15 protein-coding genes are annotated in these 12,932 nt (G+C 72.6%); 8 read left to right on the forward strand and 7 right to left on the reverse strand.

The window, feature by feature from the left end:
* The first annotated feature begins 16 nt into the window (after nt 1-16).
* Complete coding sequence (locus DVK05_RS02140; RefSeq protein ID WP_121561788.1) at nt 17-757, forward strand: protein sorting system archaetidylserine synthase; 741 nt, start codon at nt 17-19, stop codon at nt 755-757.
* Between the two features lie 141 nt (nt 758-898).
* Here DVK05_RS02140 and psmB read toward each other — a convergent pair whose 3' ends face one another.
* Nucleotides 899-1,630: an archaeal proteasome endopeptidase complex subunit beta gene (gene psmB / locus DVK05_RS02145; protein WP_121561789.1), complete on the reverse strand. Its 732-nt coding sequence runs from the start codon at nt 1,628-1,630 to the stop codon at nt 899-901.
* A 215-nt stretch (nt 1,631-1,845) separates the two neighbouring features.
* On the reverse strand, nt 1,846-2,022 hold the full coding sequence (locus DVK05_RS17225) for a hypothetical protein (RefSeq protein WP_167551900.1): 177 nt from the start codon (nt 2,020-2,022) through the stop codon (nt 1,846-1,848).
* Nucleotides 2,023-2,381: 359 nt separating this feature from the next.
* Between DVK05_RS17225 and DVK05_RS02150 the strand changes: the two genes are divergently transcribed.
* On the forward strand, nt 2,382-3,023 hold the full coding sequence (locus DVK05_RS02150) for a uracil-DNA glycosylase family protein (RefSeq protein ID WP_121561790.1): 642 nt from the start codon (nt 2,382-2,384) through the stop codon (nt 3,021-3,023).
* Nucleotides 3,024-3,282: 259 nt separating this feature from the next.
* On the opposite strand, the gene DVK05_RS02155 is transcribed toward DVK05_RS02150, so the two are convergent.
* The 4 genes from DVK05_RS02155 to DVK05_RS02170 form a co-directional block, all read right to left on the reverse strand.
* A complete protein-coding gene (locus tag DVK05_RS02155; RefSeq protein WP_121562439.1) occupies nt 3,283-4,497 on the reverse strand; it encodes an asparagine synthase C-terminal domain-containing protein in 1,215 nt (404 codons plus the stop codon).
* A gap of 5 nt (nt 4,498-4,502) precedes the next feature.
* Entirely contained in the window at nt 4,503-5,186 is a 684-nt protein-coding gene (locus tag DVK05_RS02160; protein WP_121561791.1) for a PHP domain-containing protein, read from the reverse strand.
* A gap of 483 nt (nt 5,187-5,669) precedes the next feature.
* Entirely contained in the window at nt 5,670-5,951 is a 282-nt protein-coding gene (locus tag DVK05_RS02165) for a hypothetical protein (protein ID WP_121561792.1), read from the reverse strand.
* Nucleotides 5,948-7,513, reverse strand: coding sequence for a Na+/H+ antiporter NhaC family protein (locus DVK05_RS02170; RefSeq protein ID WP_121561793.1), 1,566 nt, complete (start codon nt 7,511-7,513; stop codon nt 5,948-5,950). Before DVK05_RS02170 ends, DVK05_RS02165 begins: the two co-directional genes overlap by 4 nt.
* A gap of 474 nt (nt 7,514-7,987) precedes the next feature.
* Here DVK05_RS02170 and DVK05_RS02175 point away from each other — a divergent pair, with 474 nt between their 5' ends.
* Genes DVK05_RS02175 through DVK05_RS02190 form a run of 4 tightly spaced genes read left to right on the forward strand, consistent with a single transcriptional unit; the run spans nt 7,988 to nt 10,715 of the window.
* Nucleotides 7,988-8,455: a 30S ribosomal protein S15 gene (locus DVK05_RS02175; protein ID WP_121561794.1), complete on the forward strand. Its 468-nt coding sequence runs from the start codon at nt 7,988-7,990 to the stop codon at nt 8,453-8,455.
* Nucleotides 8,456-8,495: 40 nt separating this feature from the next.
* The gene (locus DVK05_RS02180) at nt 8,496-9,737 is read left to right on the forward strand and encodes an exonuclease RecJ (RefSeq protein WP_121561795.1); all 1,242 of its coding nucleotides are present in this window, start codon (nt 8,496-8,498) and stop codon (nt 9,735-9,737) included.
* A gap of 1 nt (nt 9,738) precedes the next feature.
* Entirely contained in the window at nt 9,739-10,071 is a 333-nt protein-coding gene (locus DVK05_RS02185) for a KEOPS complex subunit Pcc1 (RefSeq protein WP_121561796.1), read from the forward strand.
* Nucleotides 10,068-10,715, forward strand: coding sequence for a 30S ribosomal protein S3ae (locus DVK05_RS02190; RefSeq protein WP_121561797.1), 648 nt, complete (start codon nt 10,068-10,070; stop codon nt 10,713-10,715). Before DVK05_RS02185 ends, DVK05_RS02190 begins: the two co-directional genes overlap by 4 nt.
* A 64-nt stretch (nt 10,716-10,779) precedes the next feature.
* On the opposite strand, the gene DVK05_RS02195 is transcribed toward DVK05_RS02190, so the two are convergent.
* Nucleotides 10,780-11,358 carry a GNAT family N-acetyltransferase gene (locus DVK05_RS02195; protein WP_121561798.1) on the reverse strand — a complete coding sequence of 193 codons (579 nt, stop codon included), beginning with the start codon at nt 11,356-11,358 and terminating at the stop codon, nt 10,780-10,782.
* Nucleotides 11,359-11,471: 113 nt separating this feature from the next.
* Here DVK05_RS02195 and DVK05_RS02200 point away from each other — a divergent pair, with 113 nt between their 5' ends.
* On the forward strand, nt 11,472-11,750 hold the full coding sequence (locus tag DVK05_RS02200; RefSeq protein WP_004596453.1) for a DNA-directed RNA polymerase subunit L: 279 nt from the start codon (nt 11,472-11,474) through the stop codon (nt 11,748-11,750).
* Between the two features lie 126 nt (nt 11,751-11,876).
* A complete protein-coding gene (locus tag DVK05_RS02205; RefSeq protein ID WP_121561799.1) occupies nt 11,877-12,905 on the forward strand; it encodes a glycosyltransferase family 4 protein in 1,029 nt (342 codons plus the stop codon).
* The last annotated feature ends 27 nt before the right edge of the window (nt 12,906-12,932 follow it).

The following is a 12,932-nucleotide window of genomic DNA, read 5'->3' on the forward strand; positions in this document are numbered from 1 at the left end:
CGTCGACCGATACGGTATGCCTCTGCGGTTCGCTCGGCGGCTGGGGCTCGCGGACGCGGTCACCGTGGCCAACGCCGCCGTCGGCTTCCTCGCCGTCGTCGCCGCGACGGTCGACGTCGCGCTCGCGGCCCGGCTCGTGCTCCTCGCGGCGGTCGCCGACGGGCTCGACGGGGTCGTCGCCCGTCACCGCGGGTCGACGCCCGCCGGCCCGTACCTCGACTCGCTGGCCGACGTCGCCTCCTTCGGCGTGGCGCCCGCCGCCCTCGTGGCCGCGGTCGTCCGCGACGGGCGCTCGTTCGCCGCGGACCCCGCCCTCGTCGCGGCCGGCGTTGGCGCGGGCGCGCTGTTCGTCGCCGCCGCGGTCGCCCGGCTCGGCCTCTACACCGTCGACGAGGACGGCGCCCGCGAGACGGTCGGCGTCCCGACGACGCTGGCGGCGACCGTGCTCGCGGCCGCCGTCATCGCCGGCTACACCGCCCCGCTCCTCCTCGTCGCGGCGACGGCGGCGTTCGCGCTGCTGATGGGGTCGACGGTGACGTACCCCGACCTCCACGCGCAGGACGCGCTCGTGATGGGCATCGTTCAGGCCGCCGTGATCCTCACCCCGGCCGGCCACATGGCGACGGACGCGCTCCCGACGTGGATCGGGGAGGGGTTCGCGTTCGCGCTGCTGTTCCTCTCGGCCGGCTACCTCCTGCTCGGCCCGCGCTTCTACTGGGGCGACGGGATCCGCGCGCCGCCGGGACTCCGACGCTGAGTCGCTACGGTCGGCGAGTTCGGCACGGCCGGACACCGGACTCGCGAACGAACGGACGCCGACGCGATGAGGCGGCGGCTCAGGAGTTCGCAGACGGTCGAAATCGCAGTGAGAAGCGGTCGCCGGGGCCGCCGCTCGGCCTTACAGGAGGTCGTCGAAGTCCTTGTACCGGGTGATGTCGACGCCGTCGTCGGTGACGACCGCGACGTTGATCCCGTTGCCGGAGGCGAGGTCGCGCTCGACGGCGGACTGGATCGCCTTCGCGGCGATGGTCTCGGCCTCGTCGATGGTGACGTCGTCGTCGTACTCCTGCTCTAAGACACCGAGCGCGTACTGCGACCCGGAGCCGGTGACGGTGTACTCCTCCTCGGTCGTGCCGCCGAGGGCGTCGATGGAGTAGATGTGCGCGCCCTCGTCGTCGACGCCGCCCAGGATCGGCTGGACGACGAAGAACGCCCCGGAGCGGAGGAGGTTGCCGGTCAGCGTCGACAGCGCCTCCATCGACATGTCCTTGCCGCGGCGGGCCTCGTAGAGGCTCGTCTCGGCGCGGAGCGTCGAGATGAGGTTCTGCGCCGCCGAGACGGAGCCCGCGATGGTCAGGGCGCCGCGCGGGTGGATCTCCTCCACCTTCTGGACGTCCTTCGAGGAGACCATGCCACCGAGGGAGGCGCGCATGTCGGTCGCCATCACGACGCCGTCGTCGGCCTTGATGCCGACGGTCGTGGTCCCGGTCTTCATCTCGCCTTCGCCCTCCGCCTTCGCGGCGCGGCGGTCGCTGTGTTCGAACTCGCCGAGCTCCGGTCCGAAGACGGGCTGGTCACGGCCCAGGTCGGCGGCCGGCCCGTCGGAGAGGTCGCCAGTCGGTGTTCGCATTACACGCTCGTTGGCCCGGCGCGCTGATAAAGGCAACCCTTCGGGGGCCGCCGACCGGTTCCGACGGGCCTATCCGTCGCCGGGTCGGGACCGCCCGACGGCGGCCCGACGAGCGTCTCGGCGGCGACGGCGACGCGGCGAGGGCCCGCGGGGCGCGACGGCGCCGTCGCTCGGCGTCGGGTCGGTTTCGCAGAACGGGGGCTACGGCCGGTCGATCACTCCTCGGCGGCGGTCTCGCACGCCTCGGTGGTGGTCTCGACGAGCCGGCCGACGGGGACGTTGACGCCGAGGTGTCGGCGCGCGAAGACGGCCACCGGGAACAGCGAGATCCCGACGGCGACGGTCGCTTGGTGCAGCCCGAAGAGGGCCGCGGTTCGGATGCGGTCGAACATTGGACTTCTGCCCCAGCCCAACCGGGGGATGTATAAATATCTTCCGTGGCCGGCGCCGAGGAGACCCGGACGCAGTCGTGCGGTTTTCGGTCATAAATTAACGATCCTGAAACTTCCCGCGTTCCGCGCGGATCGTCGCGTATCCCAAGCCGGCCCGACCGAGTTTATTCTCGTAACTTATGCGAATCCACGCCGGCTCGTGCGCCTCGCATCGGCGCCCTCCGGGCGGGTCCGTCGCCGCCTCGCCGACCGCCCTGCCGACCTCGTCGCCCCGCGCCGGACCGAACGGGATTTAACGGCGTGCGCGCCTATCGGGTCGCGTGTAGAACGTCACGGACCGGATCCGGAACCCCTTCGGGATGCGCCCCGACTGCCCCTCGTTCGTCCCCGGCTACGGCGACGCCAACGCCGACTTCCACGTCGTCGGCGACCGCCCCGGCGTCCACGGCGGGACCGCCGCCGCGGTCCCGTTCACCGGCGAGCCGTGGTCGCCCGCGTTCCTGTCGGCGCTCGAGTCGGCCGGACTGATCGCCGGGCTCGCCGAGGGCGTCGCCCCCGACGGCGTGGCGACCGACGGCGACCCCGCCGCGGTCGACCCCGTCTCGACTGACCGGACGTTCCTCTCGTACCTCCACATGTGCGAGAGCGAGGGGCCGCCGGACGACGACGCCTACGACGACATGGAGCGGTTCTTCGACGCGGAGCTCCGCGCCATCGCGGCCCACGTGCTGCTCCCGGTCGGCGCGCGGGCGACCGAACACGTCTTAGAGACCTACACCGCGCGGGCCTGGAAGACCGAGATCGACATGGACGCGCTCCACGGCGAGGAGCTGCTCGGCGCCGGCTGGCTCGTCGTCCCGGTCAAGGACCCGGCGGACTGGACGGACGGCGACGCCGACCGGCTCGTCGACGCGCTCGGGGAGCTCCGGTCGACCGACTTCCGCCGCGAGAGCGACCTCGGACGGTTCATCGCCGGCAGCGACCCGTACCTCGTCCGCTGACGGGGCGACCGCCCGCGGGGCGCGCGACCCCGTCGGTCACCCGCCGCATGGTCGTGAACTTTCCCCGGCAAAGCGCGTCCCCATCGGTTCGATTCGGCAGTAATCTCCTCCGTCCGCGGACGATCGTTTTCTACCCGCGCCCGGGAGTGTCATATTTGTCGCTACTGCCCGGATTTTATAGCTGTCCTGTCGATCCGTACCCAGACGCCCGATCGATCGGGCGTCGGCCGCAGGACTGGTACTCCGCGCGGCGACTTGGTCAGCTCCGGCCCTCACCGGCCGGTTTTTCCTCGGCGCACAGCGACTCGACGTACTTCCCGACGTGGTCGTCCAGCCGCCGCTTGAACCCCGCCCGCCGCGCGAGCCGGTCGAGCTCGCGGGAGACGTACGTGCCGTACTGGACCGCCTTCTTGTCCGCGGCGTGGACCGACGCCGGGACGCGCTCGGCCGCGACCCGACGCAGCGCGACCTTGCGCTCCTCGCCGTCGACGAGCAGATCTCCGGGGAGCGCCAGCGCGGCGGCGACGACCCGGTCGTCGAGCAGCGGCGTCGCGGGCTCGACCCCGGCGGCCCGGAGCGCGAGAGCGTCTCGCTCCAGCTGTGCGGGGAGCGTGCGGACGGTCTCGGTCCGCGCCCCGCGGACGGTGTCGGCCTCGACGCGGGGGTCGTCGGCCGGGTCGACGACCTTGCTGTAGCCGCCGAACAGCTCGTCGGCGCCCTGGCCGACCGCGAGCCGGTCGAACCCGTCCGCGGCGGCCGCCTCGGCGGTCAGGAACAGCGGCACCGCGATGGCGACGTCCATCGGGTTCCGGCGGCCGGTCGCGGCCGCGACCGCGCGGACGGCGCGCGTGAGGTCGTCGTGCGTGACCTCGACCACCCGCAGGTCGCGGCCCATGGCCGCCGCGGCGTCGCGCGCGGCGGCGACGTCGTGGCTCCCCTCGAAGCCGGCCACGTAGCAGGGCGCCTCGGGCACGGCGGCCGCGACGAGCCCGGAGTCGACGCCGCCGGAGAAGGCGACCGCGAGGTCGCCGCCGCTCTCGGCGCCGTCCGCGGACCGAGTCGCAGCGAGGTCGTCGAGCGCCGCGCTCACCGCGTCGTCGACCGCCGCCAGCGCGGCGTCGCGGTCCGCGGTCGGATCCGCGTCGGGCAGCCGCCAGACGCGCTCCGTCCCGGCCGCCGAGGCGACGCTCCCGGCCGGAACCGGCTCGGGGTCGTCGAGGTCGCCCCGGTCGAAGCTCCACGCGCCGGGCTCCGTCGGCCGGCGGTCGGACTCGGGGTCGAGCGCCGCGGCCTCGGCGAACAGCGGCTGTCGACCGAGCACGTCGCGGACCAGAACCGGTCCGTCTTGGTCCGGCGGGTCTGCCAGCAGGCCGGCGAAGCCGCGCCCGCCGGGGAGGGGGTCGCCGTCGCGGAGCGCGGCCCGGACGCGGTCCGGGGCGGCGCCGCGCAGGTCGGACGCGGGTGAGTCCGGCATCGCGGTCACCGGAGGGCGTCGAGCGCGCGGAGCGCGCGGCGCTTCGCGCCCCCGCCGAACTGGCGGAGCGAGACGCGCCACGGGGTGCGCTTCCCGACGACGCTGGTCCGGCCGTCGGCGATGCCGTCGAGGATCGCCGCGGCGGAGCGCTCGTCGGCGCCGACCTCCGTCACCGCCTGCCCGACCATCTCGGAGATGTGCGCGTCGCTGCCGGCGGTCATCGGCAGGCCGTGGCGGACGGCGAACTTCTCGGCCTGTCGGTTCGAGCGGCCGGTGAACAGCCGGGAGTTGTACACTTCGAGGGCGTCGGCGCTCGCCAGCTGCTCGTCGCTGATGTGCGCGGCGACGCCGTGGCGGGACTTCTGGAAGGGATGGGGGACGACCGCGATCCCGCCCTGGTCGCGGATCCGGTCGAGCGTCTCGTCGAAGGGGAGGCCGCTCTCGACGCGCTCCTCGATGCCGAACGCGAGGACGTGGCCGACCGCCGAGGTCACCTCCATGCCGACGATGCCGACGAGGCCGTAGTCGGGGGCCTTCTCGGCCGCCTCGATGCTGGCGTCGATCTCGTCGTGGTCGGTGACGGCGAGCGCGTCGAGCCCGACCGCGGCCGCCTGCTCCAAGAGGAGGTCGACCGGGTCGCGCCCGTCGTACGACAGCGCGGAGTGCGCGTGGAGCTCGACCGATAGCACATCCGACGGTTCGAGCGTGGTCATAAAAAGCGCCCCGGTCCGGGCCCGGTTCCCGCGGATTCGCGGCGGTTGAACCCCGTTCTGACGATCTGCTATTTAAAACCACAACCGCGGTGGCGCGTGCCTGCGAGCGGCCGCCAGGCCGCGAGGAGCACGCGCGAGGGAGTCGGCCGACCGAAGGGAGGCCGACGAGGCTGGGGAGGCGTGAGGCTGCGGTTGCGGTGCCGCGGGTGGACTCGAAGGGGCAGTCGCGAGGCCGTCGTAGGCGACGCAAGCACCGCAGGAGCGAGTGGAACGAGCGACGAGGAGCACAGCGAGCGTACGACGGCCTCGCGACTGGGGCTTCGGCGGCATTCTCCGCGGTGGCAACCGCATGGTTTCGAGCGGTGGGCCCTCGACGGCGTTCGCCGCAGGGTCAGAAGTAACGACGTACGAGCAAACGGCCGGATCGACGAAATTGAAAGATGATCCGACGAAACCTGATTAGAACGCGCTCTCGCCCACCGTCTTCCGGTAGGTCGCCCGCCCGCTGTGGGTCGCGTCGTCCCACGACTCCACGTCGACGATCACGCGGGTGTTCACCGCGTCCGGCGGCGCCCCCTCGATCCGGAGCGTCGAGTCGCCGATGCGGGCGACGTGGTCGCCGCCCTCGCCGGCGCCGCCCCCCTCGCCGGTCACCATCACTTCGATCACGTCGCCGGCCGCGTAGTCCGGCGTCGGACCGCGGAACGACCAGCCCGCGAGGAACTTGTCGAAGACGCTCATGCGCGGGACACCTCCTCGGAGACGCGGTCGGGGATGTACTCCCGCCCGAAGCCGGTGATCGCGGCGAGGACGAATATCGCCACGAGGAACCAGCCGTGGAAGACGTACGGGACGACCTCGATGGGGTTGACGACCATCTCGGGGCCGTACTCGGCGCCGAGGCCGTCGGGCCCGACCATCACCTGGTAGCCGACCAGCACGCCGCCCGCCCACGGGAAGATGTAGCCGAGCGCGGAGGTGTTGGCGTCTAAGATGTTCGCGCGCCGGTAGCCGTTGATGTTGAACTTCTCGCCGATGCGGGCGACGTACGGGGCGATCGCGATCTCGGCCGCGGTGTTGATCGTGATCATCCCGTTGATGGTCGCGGTGCCGAGGACCATGGTCAGCTCCGCGCGGCGGACGGTCGTCGCGACGCGGTCGAGGAGGAACGTCTGGATCGCCTCGAAGCCGCCGCCGCGGATCATGATCTGCGCCATCGCGACGATCAGGAGCGTGAGGACGATGAGCGGGAAGAACCCGACCGCGCCCGCGTAGAGGCTCCCGCCGACGCCGGCGGTCTCGCCGACCTCGACGACCGGGAGCCCGGAGAGCGCCCCGGCCTCGGTGACGGTGAAGACGACGATATCGCTCGCGGCCGAGAGCCCGAAGAGGAGGTTGAACGCGACCGCCACGAGCAGCCCCCACGAGATCGCCTCGACGATGTGGCGGCCGGCGACCGCCGTGACGATGACGACGGCCATCGAGAGCAGGTGGACCAGCCCGAGGGCGTTCGCGGACTCGCGGAGCGCGGCGGCGCCCTCCAGGTTCACGCCGGCCATGACGGAGCCGGCGATCAGGTACGCGGCGAACGCGGGGACCGCCGCGCCGATCGCGTACTTGAACCGCGAGGCGACGACGCCGCCGATGTCGGCGTCCTGGGTCACCGCGCTCACGATCGTCGTGTCGCTCACGGGCGCGAGGTTGTCGCCGAAGACGGCGCCCGAGAGGATGGCGGCGAACAGCAGCACGGGGTTCGCGCCGATGAGGACGCCGGCCGGGAAGAACAGGGTGACGAACGCGACGGTCGCGCCGTACCCCGTGCCGATCCCGGTCGCCAGCAGGCCGCAGAGGACGAACGCGGCGGCCGGGAACGTGGTCGCGCCGACGTTCAGGGCGTCGGCCGCGAAGATGAGCCCCTCCACGAACCCGCCGACCTGGAGCGTCTCGGCGAACATGCCGGCCCAGAGCCACGCGACGATGGCGGTCGCGGCCACGCGCTGGGTCATCCCCTCGAAGATTGTGTCGGCGTACGCCTTCCAGTCGCCGCGAACGAGGAACATCCCGAGGGTCGTCCCGATCAGCGCGCCGACGACGAGGCCGTTGGTGTCGCCGATGCCGAGGACGCCGCTCTGGAGGATCGCCCAGCCGATGAAGAAGACGAGCGGGACCGTGCTCGCCCACTTGCCCCCGCGGAACTCGATCCGCGGGCCGTCGCCGCCCTGGTCGCCGACGCCGAACTCGCTACCGTCTGGCGGGTCCCCGCCGTCGGTCGCCGACGGAGCCCCGTCTCTGGTCTCGGTCATCTGTCGGTCACATCGCCCCGAACACCGACGACTCACCTAAATCCTCCTTTCCGCGGAGAACTCGCGCGGAACAAAACCCCGGGCGGCGCGGAGCGAGCGCGGACGAGAGCGCGGCCGCACTCGTCGCTCGCTCCACGGGAACGCTCGCCCCAACGAGAACGCACCGATCCACGAGGGCGCTCCGGCCGACAAGAACACTCCATCTCACCGGAACGCCCCGACCCACAAGAACACGCTTAAGAACCCCGACGGCGACCCCTCACACGGGAACAGCACAGCTGCAGATCCGACTCGCCGGGGCCCTTTCGCCCGCGGCTTGGGAATGTAGCAGTGCGCCGACGCCTCCGGCGTCGCGGTCTGGCGGTCCGCTCGCGCGGGCCGTCCGGTCGGATCGCTCGGTCCGCGAGCGGTCCGTAGCCGCGCCGCGCGGAGTCGCGGTCACGTTGCGGTTGTGCCGTTCCAACCAGACAGACAATGGCACGAATGCACACGCGCCGTCGCGGTTCGTCCGGTTCGGACAAGCCGGCGACGGACGAGACCCCGGAGTGGAGCGACGTCGACGCCGAGGACATCGAGTCCCGCGTCGTCGAACTGGCGGAGCAGGGCCACGACCCCAGCGTCATCGGCCTCAAGCTGCGCGACGAGGGCGTCAAAGGCGTCCCGATCCCGGACGTGAAGCTGGCGACCGGGAAGAAGGTCACCGAGATCCTCGAGGAGCACGACGCCGACGCCGACCTCCCGGAGGACCTCCGTAACCTCATGCGGCAGGCGATCCGCCTGCGCGAGCACATGGAGGAGAACGGGCAGGACCACCAGAACAAGCGCGCGCTCCAGAACACGGAGTCGAAGATCCGCCGCCTCGCGAACTACTACCGCGGCGACGAGCTCGACGAGGAGTTCACGTACACCTACGAGAACGCCGTCGAGCTGCTCGAGGAGTAACGCGGCGAGACGCGGCGACGACACCCCACGAGACCCACCCATGACCGAAGCGACGTCCGCCACGCCCGCCCCCGACGCGCTCGCCGGCGTCCTCGCAGACGCGCCGTTCGTCCGGCTCGTCGCGACCGACGACGGCGACGCGCTGGCAGCCGCGGGGCTGCTCGCGCGAGCGCTCCGAGCGACGGGCACGCCGTTCCAGGCGCGGGTGGCCGCCGACCCGGTCCCCGACGATCCCGACGACGGGGTCGCGGTGACCGTCGGCGTCGACCGCGGGCCGCACGCGATCCCCGGCACGGGGCGCCCGGCCAGCACGGCGGCCTTCGCGATCGCCCGCGCGCTCGGCGGCGACCCCGACCCCGTGGTCGCGCTCGCCGGCGTCGTCGCGGCCGGGTCGATCCCCGGCGCCGACGGCTCGGGCGACGCGCTCGACGCCGCGGAGCGGGCCGGCCGCGTCGAGCGGCGCCCCGGCGTCGCGCTCCCGGTCTCGGGCGGCGCGACGGGCGACGACGCTGACGCCGCGCCCTCGCGGGCAGAGGCCCTCGCGGCCTCGACGCTCGCGGCGACGCGGTACTCCGGCGATCCCGAGGCGGCGCGCGACGCGCTCGCCCCGCTGGGGCTGCCGGCCGACCCCGACGCGGACGACCGCCGCCGGTTCGCGTCGCTGGTCGCTGTCGACGCCGTCGACGGCGACGACGCGAGCGAGCGTGCGGCCTCGGCGGTCGAGCGCGCGCTCCGCCCGTACGCGACGGACGGCCCGTTCGCCACGGTCGGCGGCTACGCCGACGTGCTCGACGCGCTCGCTCGGGAGGCGCCCGGGACGGGCGTCGCGCTCGCGCTCGCGAGCGACCCGGACGACTCGCTCCGACAGAGCGCGCTCGACGCGTGGCGCCGCCACGGCCTGGCGGCCCACCGCGCGCTCGACGCCGCGACGGTCGGCCGGTACGACGGCTGCGTCGTCGCCCGCGTCGACGCATCGGAGGCGGTCCTGCCGACGGTCGCCCGGCTCGTCCGGGACTTCCGCTCGCCGGAGCCCGTCGCGGTCGCGCTCGACGAGGGCGCGGGCCGGCTCGCCGCCGCCGCCACCGGCGGTGGCCGCGCAGCGGGCGACGCGACCGGCGAGCCGACCGACCTCGGCGACGCCTGCCGGGCCGCCGCCGGCGCGGTCGGCGGCGACGGCTGGGGCACCCCCGAACGCGGCGGCGTCTCGGTCGCGACGGACGCGAACGACCCCGGCGACGCCGACGTCACGGCGGCGCTGGCCGCGCTCCGGGAGGCGATCTGAGATGGCGGGCGACGCCTCGCCGGGCGCCGACGCGGCACGGACCGCGACGGTCCGGACCGAGCACGCCGACGCCGCGACGGTCGCGGCCGCGCTCGCCCCGGACGAGACCGACTCGATGCGCACGCGCGTCGACGGCGACGTCGTCGCGTGCGCGGTCGAGCGGCCGACAACCGGCGGGCTCCAGTCGACGCTGGACGACCACCTCGTGAACCTGCGGGTCGCCGACCACGTGATCGAACGCGCACGCGACCACGCAGACGCCGCGCACGCCGACTCCCTCGACTCCGCAGACGAACCGCAGACGACCGACACCGACACACAACCCGACACATGAGCGAACGATCCGTATCCAAGAGCAGAGAACAGAAGCGCTGGTACACCGTGCTGGCGCCCGAACAGTTCGACCGGCAGGAGCTCGGCGAGACCCTCGCCGAGGAGCCCCAGCAGGTCGTCGGCCGCACGATCACGACGACGCTCGACGAGCTGACGGGCGACTCCAACGCGAACAACACGAAGCTGACCTTCAAGATCACCGACGTGGGCAGCGACTCGGCGTACACCGAGTTCATCAAGTACGAGCTGACGCGGGACTACCTGCGCTCGCTCGTCCGCCGCGGCGCCTCGAAGGTCGAGGCGTCGATCACGGTGCTGACGACGGACGACTACCGCATCCGCGTCCAGCCCGTCGCGCTGACGACGAAGAAGGCGGACCGCTCCCAGGAGAAGGCGATCCGCCGCGTGATGATCGACAAGGTCCACGCCGCCGCCGAGGAGCGCACCTTCGAGGCGTTCGTCGACGCCATCGTCGACGGGAACCTCTCGTCGGCCATCTACGGCGACGCCAAGGAGATCTACCCGCTCCGCCGCGTCGAGGTCCAGAAGCTGACCCTCGAAGCGCGCCCGAGCGAGGTCGCCGCCGAGGAGGAGGCGTCCGTCGACGTCGACGCCGACGAAGTCGCGGTCGACGCCGACGAGTAACCCCTCGGCCGACCGACGCGACCCGTTTTGCGTTTATCGACCGTCCAGCGGCGGCGCCGGGGGCTCATCCCTCGTCGACGCGGTCGACCGCCATCGTCATCTGCTTGCGGTAGTCCTCGAACCCGATCCGCTCGTAGAACGCCACGGCCCGCTCGTTGTCGACGTCGACGTCGAGCCGGAGCTGTTCGCAGCCGTGGTCGCGGGCGTCGGCGGCCGCGCGCTCGACGAACCGCTCGGCGAGCCCTGTGCCGCGGAACGGCTCCGCGACGTATATCTCGCCGATCACCAGCCGGTCCGGGCGGTCGAACGGGTCGGGACACTCGTCGACGCTCGTCATCAGCAGCCCCACGAGGTCGAGGGCGGGGTCGGTCACGTCGGCGGTCGCGGGGTCGACTTCGGCGTCGTCCGCGCCGTCGCCGGCGGTCGCGGCGACCCAGCCGCGGCTCCCCGCCTCCTCCAGTCGGTCCCGGGAGAAATCCACGTGTCGCTCGATGAAGCGCTCCGCGGGCCAGTCGGCGAGGTCGTGGGCCGCCACGGCGTCGGCGAGGTCGCGGTTGTACGGGAGCCACAGGTCGGCCGCGTACCGGCGGAGGGCCGCCTCGTCGAGCGGTAACCGTCGGATCGCGGGTCGATCGGCGGACATACCCGCCGTCTCGGCGGGCGATGGAAGTGCTTTCCGGGTGCGTGCGACCCGTCCGCATCCGGCGATATCCGGGAGACGAAAGCTTGAAACGCCGCTCGCCCGACCTGACGGGTATGGAACTGCGGGTCATCGAGAAGACCGACACGGAACTCCACATCGAGATCGCGGGCGAGGACCACACGTTCATGAACGTGCTGAAGGGCGCCCTGCTGGAGTCGGACGACGTCGCGGCCGCGACCTACGACATGAACCCCGAGCAGTCCGGGGGGCAGACCGAGCCCGTCCTCACGGTCAAAGCCGAGGAGGGCGACCCGCTCGACGTGCTCGCGGACGCCGCCGGCTCGATCACCGAGCGCACCGACGCGCTGCGCGACGCGGTCCGCGCGGCCTGAGCGCGGTCCGACCGCGTCCCCCGCCGACTCCTTTCCTCGCCCTCTGTCTCTCCGTTCTCCCACGCCACGAGGGGCATACCTAAGTGGTGACTCCAGAAACGAGGGTGTATGCCGCCGAGCGTACTCATGCTGGGGTGGGGGTTCCCGCCGAACATCACCGGCGGGCTCGACGTCCACGTAGGGGAACTGTTCACCGGGCTCCGCGACGACCTCGGGGTCGAGGTCACCCTGGTGTTGCCCGCGGAGTTCGCCCCCGACGACGAGCCGGGCCTCGAACCCGTCGAGACCGGCGAGGGCGACGTCGCGGCGCGCGTCGGCGAGCTCTCCGACCGCTTCGCCGAGCTCGCGCCCGACCACGACGTGATCCACACGCACGACTGGTTCGGGTACGGCCCCGGGCGCGCCGCCGCCCGCGCGTCCGACGCCACCTGGGTCTCCTCGTTCCACTCGCTGGCGAGCGACCGCAACATCGACCCGCCGAGCCGCGAGGTCGAGACCGAGCGCCGCCTCGCGAACGCCGCCGACACCAACATCGCGGTCAGCGAGATCGTCCGCTCGGACATCCGGGAGCTGTACGACGCGGACTCGCGGGTCGTGTACAACGGCTTCTCGACGCCGACGTTCTCCGGCAAGGACGTGCGCGAGGACCTCGGCATCGACGGCGAGATGCTGTTCTTCGTCGGGCGCCACACCGACCAGAAGGGGATCTCCCACCTCCTGTACGCGGTCAAGAAGCTGCGCGGCCGCGACGTGACGCTCGTCGTCGGCGGCTCCGGCCACCAGACCGACCAGCTCAAGCGGTTCGCGGAGCTGCTCGGCATCGAGGACCGCGTCGAGTTCGTCGGCTACGTCCCCGAGGCGGAGCTCGGCGACTACTACGCCGCCTCGGACGCGTTCGTCTCGCCGTCGTACGCGGAGCCGTTCGGGATCACGATCACGGAGGCGTTAGAGGCCGGGACGCAGGTCGTCGCGACCCCCTCGGGCGTCGCGGAGGTGCTCCCCGACGGCTGCCTCGTCGAGGTCGCGACGGACTCGGAGTCGATCGTCCACGGGCTCATCGAGGCGCTCGACCGCGAGGAGCCGCCGGAGTACGAGCGCCGCGAGTGGCTTGACGTGGCCGAGGACACGCTCGCCGTGTACGAAGACGTCGCCTGACTACTCCCGCTCCAGTCTCGTCCGCCG

The organism is Halorubrum sp. Atlit-8R, from assembly GCF_003666025.1.
GTDB lineage: Archaea > Halobacteriota > Halobacteria > Halobacteriales > Haloferacaceae > Halorubrum > Halorubrum salinarum.

Coding starts and splice junctions, on each gene's coding strand:
- DVK05_RS02140 (WP_121561788.1), top strand. CDS start 17: ATGCCTCTGCGGTTCGCTCGGCGGCTGGGGCTCGCGGACGCGGTCACC.
- psmB (WP_121561789.1), bottom strand. CDS start 1,630: ATGCGAACACCGACTGGCGACCTCTCCGACGGGCCGGCCGCCGACCTG.
- DVK05_RS17225 (WP_167551900.1), bottom strand. CDS start 2,022: ATGTTCGACCGCATCCGAACCGCGGCCCTCTTCGGGCTGCACCAAGCG.
- DVK05_RS02150 (WP_121561790.1), top strand. CDS start 2,382: ATGCGCCCCGACTGCCCCTCGTTCGTCCCCGGCTACGGCGACGCCAAC.
- DVK05_RS02155 (WP_121562439.1), bottom strand. CDS start 4,497: ATGCCGGACTCACCCGCGTCCGACCTGCGCGGCGCCGCCCCGGACCGC.
- DVK05_RS02165 (WP_121561792.1), bottom strand. CDS start 5,951: ATGAGCGTCTTCGACAAGTTCCTCGCGGGCTGGTCGTTCCGCGGTCCG.
- DVK05_RS02170 (WP_121561793.1), bottom strand. CDS start 7,513: ATGACCGAGACCAGAGACGGGGCTCCGTCGGCGACCGACGGCGGGGAC.
- DVK05_RS02175 (WP_121561794.1), top strand. CDS start 7,988: ATGGCACGAATGCACACGCGCCGTCGCGGTTCGTCCGGTTCGGACAAG.
- DVK05_RS02180 (WP_121561795.1), top strand. CDS start 8,496: ATGACCGAAGCGACGTCCGCCACGCCCGCCCCCGACGCGCTCGCCGGC.
- DVK05_RS02185 (WP_121561796.1), top strand. CDS start 9,739: ATGGCGGGCGACGCCTCGCCGGGCGCCGACGCGGCACGGACCGCGACG.
- DVK05_RS02190 (WP_121561797.1), top strand. CDS start 10,068: ATGAGCGAACGATCCGTATCCAAGAGCAGAGAACAGAAGCGCTGGTAC.
- DVK05_RS02195 (WP_121561798.1), bottom strand. CDS start 11,358: ATGTCCGCCGATCGACCCGCGATCCGACGGTTACCGCTCGACGAGGCG.
- DVK05_RS02200 (WP_004596453.1), top strand. CDS start 11,472: ATGGAACTGCGGGTCATCGAGAAGACCGACACGGAACTCCACATCGAG.
- DVK05_RS02205 (WP_121561799.1), top strand. CDS start 11,877: ATGCTGGGGTGGGGGTTCCCGCCGAACATCACCGGCGGGCTCGACGTC.